Origin of the sequence: Methylomicrobium lacus (assembly GCF_041897535.1) — a bacterium.
Classification (GTDB): domain Bacteria; phylum Pseudomonadota; class Gammaproteobacteria; order Methylococcales; family Methylomonadaceae; genus Methylomicrobium; species Methylomicrobium lacus_A.
This window is the reverse complement of the sequence record NZ_CP169217.1, coordinates 1,657,588-1,670,000: the sequence shown is the minus strand read 5'-3', so window position 1 is coordinate 1,670,000 and position 12,413 is coordinate 1,657,588. Positions and strand designations below refer to the sequence as shown.

General features: G+C 54.3%; 7 protein-coding genes and 2 rRNA genes. 7 read left to right on the top strand and 2 right to left on the bottom strand.

Translation table 11 applies throughout. From position 1 onward, the window contains the following. The first annotated feature begins 286 nt into the window (after positions 1–286). The 3 genes from ACEPPP_RS07290 to ACEPPP_RS07280 all read left to right on the top strand — a co-directional run bounded on the left by ACEPPP_RS07290 (position 287) and on the right by ACEPPP_RS07280 (position 4,135). A 23S ribosomal RNA gene (locus ACEPPP_RS07290) occupies positions 287–3,180 on the top strand. 144 nt (positions 3,181–3,324) lie between these two features. Further along, a 5S ribosomal RNA gene (rrf, locus tag ACEPPP_RS07285) occupies positions 3,325–3,440 on the top strand. A gap of 194 nt (positions 3,441–3,634) precedes the next feature. Beyond that, a complete protein-coding gene (locus ACEPPP_RS07280; RefSeq protein ID WP_374090375.1) occupies positions 3,635–4,135 on the top strand; it encodes a cytochrome P460 family protein in 501 nt (166 codons plus the stop codon). 60 nt (positions 4,136–4,195) lie between these two features. Here the strand turns inward: ACEPPP_RS07280 and ACEPPP_RS07275 are convergent, their stop codons facing one another. Further along, the gene (locus ACEPPP_RS07275; protein WP_374090374.1) at positions 4,196–4,324 is read right to left on the bottom strand and encodes a hypothetical protein; all 129 of its coding nucleotides are present in this window, start codon (positions 4,322–4,324) and stop codon (positions 4,196–4,198) included. A gap of 29 nt (positions 4,325–4,353) precedes the next feature. Then, positions 4,354–5,754 carry an OFA family MFS transporter gene (locus ACEPPP_RS07270; protein WP_374090373.1) on the bottom strand — a complete coding sequence of 467 codons (1,401 nt, stop codon included), beginning with the start codon at positions 5,752–5,754 and terminating at the stop codon, positions 4,354–4,356. A 402-nt stretch (positions 5,755–6,156) separates the two neighbouring features. Between ACEPPP_RS07270 and ACEPPP_RS07265 the strand changes: the two genes are divergently transcribed. From ACEPPP_RS07265 to pstA, 4 genes are all read left to right on the top strand, one after another. After that, on the top strand, positions 6,157–7,011 hold the full coding sequence (locus ACEPPP_RS07265; protein WP_374090372.1) for an EAL domain-containing protein: 855 nt from the start codon (positions 6,157–6,159) through the stop codon (positions 7,009–7,011). Positions 7,012–7,267: 256 nt separating this feature from the next. Beyond that, positions 7,268–8,251: a PstS family phosphate ABC transporter substrate-binding protein gene (locus ACEPPP_RS07260; protein ID WP_374090371.1), complete on the top strand. Its 984-nt coding sequence runs from the start codon at positions 7,268–7,270 to the stop codon at positions 8,249–8,251. A gap of 192 nt (positions 8,252–8,443) precedes the next feature. Beyond that, complete coding sequence (locus ACEPPP_RS07255) at positions 8,444–10,720, top strand: ABC transporter permease subunit (protein WP_374090370.1); 2,277 nt, start codon at positions 8,444–8,446, stop codon at positions 10,718–10,720. Then, on the top strand, positions 10,717–12,372 hold the full coding sequence (pstA, locus tag ACEPPP_RS07250) for a phosphate ABC transporter permease PstA (RefSeq protein WP_374090369.1): 1,656 nt from the start codon (positions 10,717–10,719) through the stop codon (positions 12,370–12,372). Before ACEPPP_RS07255 ends, pstA begins: the two co-directional genes overlap by 4 nt. The last annotated feature ends 41 nt before the right edge of the window (positions 12,373–12,413 follow it).

The following is a 12,413-nucleotide window of genomic DNA, read 5'->3' as shown; positions in this document are numbered from 1 at the left end:
TTTTGGGAAGGAAAACTTTCCCACGGAAGGCTCTATCGAATTGATGCAGTAATGTATCGATAGCTCTTTAACAAAATGGAAATCTGTAACAAAGTCACGACACAGTATCACTGCTGTGAAGTGGCGTAACGAGTTCGAGTGAACTGCACAGAGAGGAAGGCGAATCGGTCATGCAAATGATGCGAGTTCAAGTTCGTCAAAGTGTAAGGGAAACAGAACACGTTCTCAAGCAGAAAAAGCGAAAATGTCAGCTGACTGATAACTTCCAGACTTATTGGGGTTATATGGTCAAGTGAATAAGCGCATACGGTGGATGCCTTGGCAGTAAGAGGCGATGAAGGACGTTGTAGCATGCGATAAGCCGCGGGGAGTTTGCAAACACACCCTGATCCGCGGATTTCCGAATGGGGAAACCCGGCTAGGATAACCTAGTCATCCTGCACTGAATACATAGGTGCTGGAAGCAAACCCGGAGAACTGAAACATCTAAGTACCCGGAGGAAAAGAAATCAACCGAGATTCCCTTAGTAGCGGCGAGCGAACGGGGATTAGCCCTTAAGCATTTTTTACGTTAGTGGAATGGTCTGGAAAGTCCAGCGATACCGGGTGATAGCCCCGTACACGAAAACGTGCTAGATGTGAAAACGAGTAGGACGGGGCACGTGAAACCTTGTCTGAACATGGGGGGACCATCCTCCAAGGCTAAATACTCCTTACTGACCGATAGTGAACTAGTACCGTGAGGGAAAGGCGAAAAGAACCGGGGAGACCGGAGTGAAATAGATCCTGAAACCGTATGCGTACAAGCAGTGGGAGCCGACTTTGTTCGGTGACTGCGTACCTTTTGTATAATGGGTCAGCGACTTAATCTCAGTGGCAAGCTTAACCGAATAGGGGAGGCGTAGCGAAAGCGAGTCTGAACAGGGCGTTCAGTCGCTGGGATTAGACCCGAAACCGGGCGATCTATCCATGACCAGGTTGAAGGTCAGGTAATACTGACTGGAGGACCGAACCCACTCCCGTTGAAAAGGTAGGGGATGAGTTGTGGATCGGAGTGAAAGGCTAATCAAGCTCGGAGATAGCTGGTTCTCCTCGAAAGCTATTTAGGTAGCGCCTCGTGTATAACTGCTGGGGGTAGAGCACTGTTTCGGCTAGGGGGTCATCCCGACTTACCAACCCGATGCAAACTCCGAATACCAGCAAGTTCGAGCACGGGAGACACACGGCGGGTGATAAGGTCCGTCGTGAAAAGGGAAACAGCCCAGACCGTCAGCTAAGGTCCCAAAATCTATGCTCAGTGGGAAACGATGTGGGAAGGCACAGACAGCCAGGAGGTTGGCTTAGAAGCAGCCACCCTTTAAAGAAAGCGTAATAGCTCACTGGTCGAGTCGGCCTGCGCGGAAGATTTACCGGGGCTAAGCATAGTACCGAAGCTACGGATCATACGTAAGTATGGTGGTAGAGGAGCGTTCTGTACGCCTGTGAAGGTCAATTGAGAAGTTGGCTGGAGGTATCAGAAGTGCGAATGCTGACATGAGTAACGACAATGAGGGTGAAAAACCCTCACGCCGAAAACCCAAGGTTTCCTGCGCAACGCTAATCGACGCAGGGTTAGTCGGTACCTAAGGCGAGGCCGAAAGGCGTAGTCGATGGAAAACAGGTTAATATTCCTGTACCGGTCGTAACTGCGATGGGGTGACGGAGAAGGCTAGGTCGGCTGCCTGTTGGAATAGGCAGTGCAAGCCCGTAGGGAGAACGCTTAGGCAAATCCGGGCGTTCAATCCTGAGAGGTAATGATGAGCTTGCTCTATGGAGCGGCGAAGCGACTGATGCCATGCTTCCAAGAAAAACCTCTAAGCTTCAGGTTACGAGTGGCCGTACCCTAAACCGACACAGGTGGGTGGGATGAGAATTCTAAGGCGCTTGAGAGAACTCGGGTGAAGGAACTAGGCAAAATGGTACCGTAACTTCGGGATAAGGTACGCCTTTGTTAGGTGAAGTGACTTGCTCATGGAGCCGAGAAAGGTAGCATAAAATTGGTGGCTGCGACTGTTTAGCAAAAACATAGCACTCTGCAAACTCGAAAGAGGACGTATAGGGTGTGACGCCTGCCCGGTGCTGGAAGGTTAATTGATGGGGTCAGCGCAAGCGAAGCTCTTGATCGAAGCCCCAGTAAACGGCGGCCGTAACTATAACGGTCCTAAGGTAGCGAAATTCCTTGTCGGGTAAGTTCCGACCTGCACGAATGGCGTAACGATGGCCACACTGTCTCCACCCGAGACTCAGTGAAATTGAAATAGCTGTGAAGATGCAGTTTACCCGCGGTTAGACGGAAAGACCCCGTGAACCTTTACTATAGCTTGACACTGGACTTTGAATCGACTTGTGTAGGATAGGTGGGAGGCTTTGAAGCAGGAACGCCAGTTTCTGTGGAGCCAACCTTGAAATACCACCCTGGTTTATTTGAAGTTCTAACCTAGGTCCGTAATCCGGATTGGGGACAGTGTCTGGTGGGTAGTTTGACTGGGGCGGTCTCCTCCCAAAGAGTAACGGAGGAGCACGAAGGTACCCTCAGCATGGTCGGAAATCATGCAATGAGTGCAATGGCATAAGGGTGCTTGACTGCGAGACGGACAGGTCGAGCAGGTACGAAAGTAGGTCATAGTGATCCGGTGGTTCTGTATGGAAGGGCCATCGCTCAACGGATAAAAGGTACTCCGGGGATAACAGGCTGATACCGCCCAAGAGTTCATATCGACGGCGGTGTTTGGCACCTCGATGTCGGCTCATCACATCCTGGGGCTGAAGCAGGTCCCAAGGGTATGGCTGTTCGCCATTTAAAGTGGTACGCGAGCTGGGTTCAGAACGTCGTGAGACAGTTCGGTCCCTATCTGCCGTGGGCGTTTGAGATTTGAGGGAAGCTGCTCCTAGTACGAGAGGACCGGAGTGGACGAACCGCTGGTGTTCCGGTTGTCATGCCAATGGCATTGCCGGGTAGCTATGTTCGGACAGGATAACCGCTGAAAGCATCTAAGCGGGAAGCCCCTCCCAAGATGAGATCTCACTGGGACTTCAAGTCCCCTGAAGGGCCGTCGAAGACTACGACGTTGATAGGCACGGTGTGGAAGTCCAGTAATGGGCGTAGCTAACGTGTACTAATTGCCCGTGAGGCTTGACCATATAACACCCAATCGGTTTGGGTGGCTGTAGAAGAAAACTACAGTACAGCTGACGCTTTGAAGCGAGAGAACCGAATGTTACAGATTTCCAAGGCACGGTGAAGCCCTGCCGAAGGTTGACATCATCGTCAACCGCACCAGTTTGCTTGGTGACCATAGCGAGCGTGAACCACCCGATCCCATCCCGAACTCGGAAGTGAAACCGCTTAGCGCCGATGATAGTGTGGCAGGTTGCCATGCGAAAGTAGGGAATTGCCAAGCTCTTAATCCAAAAACCCAAGCCACACGGCTTGGGTTTTTTTTTTCCCAGAGTTTTGCGGATTGCATGGACGCCTGAGCCATCAAGTCATCGTCTGATCATTTGGCCGGCAATCCGGTATAATTGCCTGCAATGCGGGGCAGGCGATTCGTGCCTCAATAAACCGCGATTGCCAATACACTCAGAGGAGATACCGATGAAATTGATCACTACCTTAACCCTGGGCGCCTTGCTTGCCGCCAGTGCTGTTCTGGCGGCCGAGAAGCCTGCGCCGGCGCCGAACGGCATCGAATTGCCGGCCTATTACAAAAATTGGCGCGTGATCGGCGTATCGCACCGTCAGGACAAGGAGTCATTGCGGGTTATCATTGGCAATGACACGGCGGTCAATGCGGCCAGAGCTGGTAATACCAAGCCTTGGCCGGACGGCAGCATCCTCGGCAAGCTGGCCTGGAAGGATCAAGTTCACCCGAAATGGGCGCCGGCGACCGTGCCCGGCGAATTCGTGCATGCGGAATTCATGATCAAGGACTCCGCCAAATATGCGAAGACCGGAGGTTGGGGGTTTGCGCGCTGGCTGGGCATGGAGCAGAAGCCTTATGGGGCGGATCAGTCATTTGTGCAGGAATGCCTGGCCTGTCATGACCAGGTCAAGGACAACGATTCGGTGTTTACGCATCCGGTGCCATTGCCTTGATTTTATAGGGCGCGCATCGCGTAGCTTTGGGATTTTGAAAAGGGCATGCCATGCTTGAAGTCAGTTAAACAGCGCCATCGCCTTTTTCAACGTGGACCAGATTCCCCAGGTCAAAGGCGCTGCAACATACAGCCAAAACAGCAGCACCAGCCCCACTGGGGTGGATTTTGGTTTATCAGGATGTTTCATCTTTCGTCTCTTTAATCGGCGGGCTTCGTTTAATGTGCGTCGGACGCCGCACCGTGTGGAAAAACACCGTCGAGTTCATCGAATTCATCATGGCGCATGTGATGTTTCGCGTGCACCGGCCGGATCAGCATATTGCAAATGAAGCCGATGACTAAAACGCCGGCCATGATGTACATCGTCACATTGTAGGCATCCGACTTCGCGACCCCTTGGGCGATCTGAAACTCTCGGATATAGTTGACCAGGACCGGCCCTGCGACCCCTGCGGTTGACCAGGCGGTCAACAGGCGGCCGTGGATGCCGCCGACATAGCGGGTACCGAAGATGTCGGCCAGATAGGCCGGAATCGTCGAGAAGCCGCCACCGTACATGCTCATGATGATCGCATACAACAGGATGAACAGACCGATGTTGCCGAGCTGGCCCAGCGTCGGCACGGTCGCGTAAAGCACCGCGCCGAGCGCGAAGAAGATGATGTAGGTATTTTTGCGGCCCAGAAAATCGGAGGCCGAGGACCAAAAAAAGCGCCCGCCCATGTTGAACAGACTCAGCAAGCCGACAAAGCCGGCCGCCGCGGCCGGCGTGACCGCGCCTTTGAACATTTCCTGGATCATCACCGACGCCTGCCCCAAGACACCGATGCCGGCGGTCACATTCAAACACAACACCAGCCAGAGCAAATAAAACTGCGGCGTCAGCAACGCCCGGTCGATGTGCACATGATTATTCGTGATCATCTTGTTCTGAATGACCGGCGGCGTCCAGCCTTCGGGTTTCCAGTCGTTCGGCGGAATCCGTATCGTCAGGGCGCCGATCAGCATCGAAACGAAATACACGCCGCCCATCACCATGAAGGTTTCGAGCACGCCGACCGAGGTCGCCGATTTGAAATGATCCATCAGCAAGACCGCCAGCGGCGCGCCGATCATCGCGCCGCCGCCGAAGCCCATGATCGCCATGCCGGTCGCCATGCCGCGCCGGTCCGGAAACCACTTGATTAGCGTCGACACCGGCGATACGTAGCCGAGACCCAGCCCGATGCCGCCGATCACGCCGTAGCCGACGTAGAGCAGCCAGATTTGGTGCAGATACACGCCTAGCGCTGCAATCCAGAAACCGCCGCCGAAACAGCAGGCGGCGACAAACATGGTTAAGCGGGGGCCGACCTTTTCGAGCCATTTGCCGCCGAAGGCGGCCGATAGACCCAGGAACACGATCGCGAGGCTGAAAGTCCAGCCCAGCGTGGTCAGCTTCCAGTCGTCGGGTGTGGATTCGGTGATGCCGATCAGCTTGCTCAAGGGATCATTGAATACACTGAAGGCGTAGGCCTGGCCGATGCAGAGGTGCACCGACAAGGCCGCGGGAGGCACCATCCAGCGGTTATAACCTTGGGAGGCGGTAATGCGTTGCTTGGAAAAAAAACCGGACATGAAATCGAGCTCTAATTGAATGGACTTGGGTGGTAGGTGAGTGGGATAGGCGAGGAAAGCCGGTTCTAATCGGTAGCTGCAGCCGTAAAACCAGGTAAAGCGCTATTCTACTCTGAGATGGCGGGCTGAATCTACTGCGTTAGGCAGGGGGGGCGAAGTGAGCCTGAGAACGGTGAATTATGCAATAAACAGATATAACAATCTAATAATATCGTTTTATCAAATATTAAAATTTCACTAAGATCGTCAGCGAGTGCAAATACCGCCGATCGATCCTCATTAGCCTTGTTATGTGCCCTCTGGGCGGGTTTAACCCGCCTTTTTTTTCGGTCGGAGATGTTGTGAGTCCGCCGATTCTGAATCATCGGTGTTTAGCCTTGATCTACACCGGAGTGAGCCGCCATGAGCCAAAGCGTAATCGAAGTATTAAACGAAAAAATGCAGGATGCCTTTCTTGAAGATTTTACGCAATATCTGAAAGAGGATACACAGGGCCGCTATTCCGGCCTGTTCCGGGGCTTCGCGCTGGACAGCGTTTTTCAGCCCATCACGACCGGAAGCGATCAGCAGGCGATAGGCTATGAAGCGCTGCTGAGGCCTTCGATCGGGAGAGCCTTGCCGGTCGAGCCCAAGTTCGTATTCCGCTACATCGAGGAGGCCGGTGGTCTGGTGTTCTTCGATCGAATCTGCCGTACCCTGCATTTGCTCAATTTTCTCGCCTTCAAGCAGGAACAGGATCTGCTGTTTATCAACGTGCATCCGGCGCTGTTGTCGCAAGTGGATGCGCACGGCAAGGTTTTTGAAGCGATCGTGCATGCGCACTCGGTGCCGGTGGATCGGGTCGTGATCGAACTCGAGGAAAGTTTTCTCGAACACCAGCAGACGCTCGACAAGGCTTTGCGGAATTTCCGCGACCGCGGTTTCAAAATTGCGATTTCGGATTTCGGCAGGGAGCTGACCTATGTCAAACGGCTGTGGAAAATCACGCCGGATTTCGTCAAATTGCACGGCGATTTGCTGAGGGAGGCGGTCGTCAATGAAAAAGTCATGAAGATTTTGCCGAAGATCGTCGATCTGATCCATCAGGCCGGCGGGGAAGTCGTCGTGCAAGGCATCGAATCGGCGCGGCAGTTGGCGATCGTCGAACAAAGCGGTGCTCGCTTTCGGCAAGGCTTTGCCTTGTCTAAACCGGAACCTGCCGGTTATTGGCTGGAGCGGCTCGGCGATGCGAATTTGCGCCGTTATGCTTCGAGATAGTGGCCTTTTCGTCGCCTTATACTGCTTCCCGCTCGGTTCATAAGTCCGCTGACAAGGCGCGAAAGCCTTTTTTCCTTAAGCTCAATTCTCAAAACGCTAACATCATAGATAGCCTGTACGCCAGATTGTTGCACTCGGTCGTATCTGCTTGCGCGGAAAACCCGGGTGCTGTCATAATTCTGTCATATTCAGTGACTAACCTATGCGCAATGAATTCCAACGAGTCCATTTACCCATCTATTTTTTGAGAGTTGATATGAAATTGTCGTTTAAAAAAACATCGCTGGCATTGGCGCTGGGTGTTATGTCATTCGCTCCCCTGAGCAGCCAGGCCGCCGCCAAATTGGCCGTCGACCCGAGCCTTCCCGCCTATCAAACCGCCAGCGGGATTTCAGGCAACTTGTCCAGCGTCGGTTCCGACAGCTTGGCCAACATGATGACCTTGTGGGCCGAGACTTTCAACCGTTTTTATCCGAATGTGAATATTCAGATTCAGGCCGCAGGATCTTCGACCGCGCCCCCTGCGTTGACCGAAGGCACCTCGAATCTGGGTCCGATGAGCCGGGAAATGAAAGACGATGAAATCGAGGCTTTCGAAGACAAATACGGCTATAAGCCGACCGCGATTCCGGTCGCCGTTGACGCCTTGGCGGTGATGGTGAACAAGGATAACCCGATCAAGGGCTTGTCGATGGATCAAGTGGACGCGATCTTTTCCTCGACGCTGAAATGCGGCGGCAGCAAAGAGATCGAAAACTGGGGTGATGCCGGCGTGAAGGCGTGGGGTGCGAAAAGCATCCAGTTATATGGCCGTAACTCGGTATCGGGTACCTACGGTTATTTCAAGGAACACGCGCTTTGCAAAGGTGACTTCAAGAGCAACGTGAACGAGCAACCCGGATCCGCGTCGGTCGTGCAATCGATTACCTCTTCGACCAACGGTATCGGCTATTCCGGCATGGGTTATACGACATCCGGCGTCAGAATGGTACCTTTGGCCAAAAAAGGCACCACCAATTATGTCGAAGCGACGCCCGAAAATGCACTGAACGGCACTTACCCCCTGACGCGCTATTTGTTCGTCTATGTGAACAAGAAGCCTAACCAGCCGCTGGCGCCGCTCGAGAATGAGTTCATGAAGATGGTTTTATCCAAGGAAGGCCAGGAAGTCGTAATCAAGGACGGTTACATTCCGCTGCCTGCGAAGGTAGTTCAAAAATATCTGGAAGCGCTCAAATAAATAGGATTGCCGCAGTATATTCCCCTTGTACTCAGGTTAGGGAAAAGAGTCACTGAATGCCGGCAACGCTTGCCGGTATCTTCTCTCAGATGGCAACTTTTCGATTGGACGGCCAAGATTTATTCAACGAATCTTGGCCGTTTTTTTTGATGTTGTTATATCATTGTCACTTTTAAAAGCTAGCATCTTCGCATGTCTGAAATAAACAATCTTAGAAACATGCCAGGCTCCATTCAACAGTCGGCTGCCGGTTATTATCAGCGGTGGCGTTTGATCAAGGATACATTGGCGCGTTACGGCGTCATCATCGGCGGGCTCGGAATTCTTGTCGCGATCATTCTGATCTTCTTTTACCTGCTCTATGTGGTCTATCCGCTGTTCGTCGAGGCTTCGGCGACGCCGGTCAGCCAGTATGCGGTGCCCGAACAGTCGCTCGGTAAAACGCTGTTCCTCGAAATCGAGGAGCAAAATGAGCTGGCGACCCGTTTCACCGACAACGGTCAGGTGGTGTTTTTTGAGGCGGCCACCGGCAAGACCGTACTGACTCAGGCGATCGCGGTGCCTGAAGGTGTCTCGATTACCAGTTTTGCCCCGGGCAGCCCCGCCAATGCCGGCGTCTTCATCTACGGATTGTCCAACGGCGGCGCGGTCGTGGTCAAGGACCAATATAAGGTAACCTACGCGAACGATGTCCGCAAGATTAGGCCCGAACTCAGCTATCCTCTCGGCGAGGCGCCGTTGATGATAGTCGAGACGGGGACGCCACTCGATAAGGTCGCGCTCAAATGGGAAGACGATGCGACGGTGATCGCCGCGAAAACCGGCGGCAAGATTCATTTGGTTAATTTTGAAAAGGAGCAGTCGCTGTTTGCAGAAGAGGCGGCGCTGCAGCGTTTGGACGCGGATCTGGATGTGCAGGCGGACGGCATCACCGAGATGTTGATCGACAAGAACGGCGAGAGCCTGTTTCTGGCAGGCCGCGACGGCAGTATCAGTTTTTTCAATATTGCCGATAAGAGCGCGCCGGTGCTTAGACAGCGCCAAAATGTGGTCGAAGCGGGCCTTTCGATTACCCGCTTGGCGTTTCTAAACGGCGATTTGTCGTTGATGGTCGCCGATTCTTCCGGGCTGGTCGCGCAGTGGAGCAAGGCCAAGGATGAATTGAATAACGTGGTGCTGAAAAAGATCAGGGCCTTCAAGGTTTCCGATCAGCCGGTCGTTGCGATCGAATCCGAGCAGCGGCGCAAGGGTTTCATGACCTTTGATGTCAGCGGTAAAATGGGCGTCTTCAATTCGACTGCGGAAAGGCGCTTGCTCGAGGAAAATTTTGCGGTGAGTCCGGTGGCGGCCGCCTTGTCGCCGCGGGCGAACGCCTTGTTGCTGCAGTCCGGGGACGGCCAAGTGCGTTTCTGGAGAGTCAGTAACGAACATCCGGAAGTCTCGTTCGGATCGATCTGGGGCAAAGTCTGGTACGAAAGCTACCAAAAACCCGAGTATGTCTGGCAGTCGTCTTCGGCAGCGAATGATTTCGAGCCGAAATACAGCCTGACGCCGCTGGTTTTCGGCACCTTGAAGGCCGCGTTTTACGCGATGCTGGTCGCGATGCCGCTGTCTTTGCTGGGCGCGATATACGCGGCTTATTTCATGGCCCCGGCGATGCGCCAGGCGGTCAAGCCGACCATCGAATTGATGGGCGCCTTGCCGTCGGTGATCCTGGGCTTCCTGGCCGGCTTGTGGCTGGCGCCTTTCGTCGAAAAACATCTGGCCGGCATCTTTTCGATGCTGATTCTGCTGCCGATCGGCGTGCTGCTGTTTGCGCTGTTTTGGCAACTTGCCCCGAAAGCGATCCGGCATAAGATTCCCGACGGCTGGGAGGCTGCGTTATTGATTCCGGTGCTGCTGTTTACCGGCTGGTTTGCGTTTTGGATCAGCGTACCGCTGGAGTCGGCCTTATTCGGAGGTTCGCTGCGTGAGTGGTTCAGCCGCGAATTGGGCATCGGCTACGATCAGCGCAATGCGCTGATCGTCGGCGTCGCGATGGGTTTTGCGGTGGTGCCGACCATTTTCTCGATTGCGGAAGATGCGATCTTCAGTGTGCCCAAGCATTTGACGGTCGGCTCCCTGGCGTTGGGTGCAACTCCCTGGCAAACGGTCACCAAGGTCGTGTTGCTGACCGCGAGCCCGGGCATCTTTTCGGCGGTGATGATCGGCCTCGGCCGCGCGATCGGCGAGACGATGATCGTATTGATGGCGACCGGCAACACCCCGGTGATGGATTTCAGCGTGTTTCAGGGGCTCAGAACCCTGGCGGCGAACATCGCGGTCGAAATGCCGGAGGCGGAAGTCGACAGTACGCATTATCGGGTGTTGTTTCTGGCCGCGTTGGTGCTGTTTATGTTCACTTTCATTTTTAACACGCTGGCCGAAGTGATCCGTCAGCGTTTACGCGAAAAATACAGTTCGTTATGATCAAGTTATGGTTTAAAAGCGGCAATCCCTGGATCTGGCTGAATGCCGCTGCGGTCAGCGCCTGTTTGATCATGGTGCTGGGGGTGATGGGGCTGATATTCGTGCGCGGCATCGGGCATTTTTGGCCTGGCGAACTGGTGCAGTTCAGTTATCAGGAAGACAGCGGCCAAGTGCGCGATATTGTCGGCGAATTGATCGATACCAGTATCACGCCCGCGGCGATGGCGAAAGCGACCGGATATGCGATGGCCGACGACGAGGATGTGCTGGTGCAATATCAGGTCAAAACCGGCAACCGTGATATCAGCGGCGCCGATTTTCGCTGGATCCAGGCACGCCGAGTCAAACAGCAGAGCAATCCGCCCGAACTGATCGCGGTCGAACGGCGCGAATGGGGAAATTTCTATGGCCGGCTGGTCGCGGTCAAGGACGGCGGTAAGGTGGTCGGCGAAGGAGCGGAGGCGATGCCGGTCTTGCAGGAACGGCTAAAAGCCGCGCTGGATATTTTCGAGAAAATATCCCATCTGGAAAAAAAGAAAATCGGTGCGGTCAACTACAGCCTCGAACGGCTGCGGCTGGAACAGCGCAGGCTGGAGCTGGAAAAGCGCTGGGATGCGGAGGCGCAGCAACGCATCGCGGCCGAAAAATCGACGTTGGATGCCGAGTACAAGAAGCTCCAGGCGCAATTGGTTTCCTTGTACCGGGATATCCGCAAGGGCAGTTTTGTCGCGGCGGCGGATGACGGCAGCGAACACGAGATTGCGCTGGCCAAGGTGGTCAGGATTTACCAACCGAACAAGATGAATGTGTTCGGCAAAATCGGCCATTACCTGACCAAGTTCGTCGAATTTTTGACCGACGATCCGCGCGAGGCGAATACCGAGGGCGGCATTTTTCCGGCGATTTACGGCACCATTTTGATGGTGGTGATCATGTCGATCATCGTGACGCCGTTCGGCGTGATCGCGGCGGTGTATCTGCGCGAGTATGCGAAACAGGGTTTCATGACCCGGCTGATCCGGATCGCGGTGAACAATCTGGCCGGGGTGCCGTCGGTGGTTTACGGCGTGTTCGGCCTGGGATTTTTTGTTTATATCTTGGGCGGCAAGATCGACCGTCTGTTTTACCCGGAAGCCGCGCCCGCGCCGATGTTCGGCACGCCGGGCCTGATGTGGGCGTCGATCACGCTGGCGCTGTTGACGCTGCCGGTCGTGATCGTCTCCACCGAAGAAGGCCTGGCGCGGATTCCGAAATCGATCCGCGAAGGCAGCCTGGCGCTCGGCGCGACCAAGTTCGAAACACTGTGGCACACGGTTCTGCCGATGGCGAGCCCCGCGATGATGACCGGTTTGATTCTGGCGGTCGCCCGGGCGGCGGGCGAGGTGGCGCCGTTGATGCTGGTCGGCGTGGTCAAACTGGCGCCGTCGTTGCCGTTGGACGGCAACTTCCCGTTTTTACACATGGAACGAAAATTCATGCACCTCGGCTTTCATATTTATGACGTCGGCTTTCAAAGTCCGAATGTCGAGGCGGCAAGACCCTTGGTTTATGCGACATCGTTGTTGTTGGTCGTGGTGATTGTCGGGCTCAATTTGTCCGCGATCGTAATCCGCAATCATCTGAGGGAAAAATATAGAGCTCTTGAAGGTTAATCATCATGACATCACAACAAGCACGCACCCATGCGATCGAC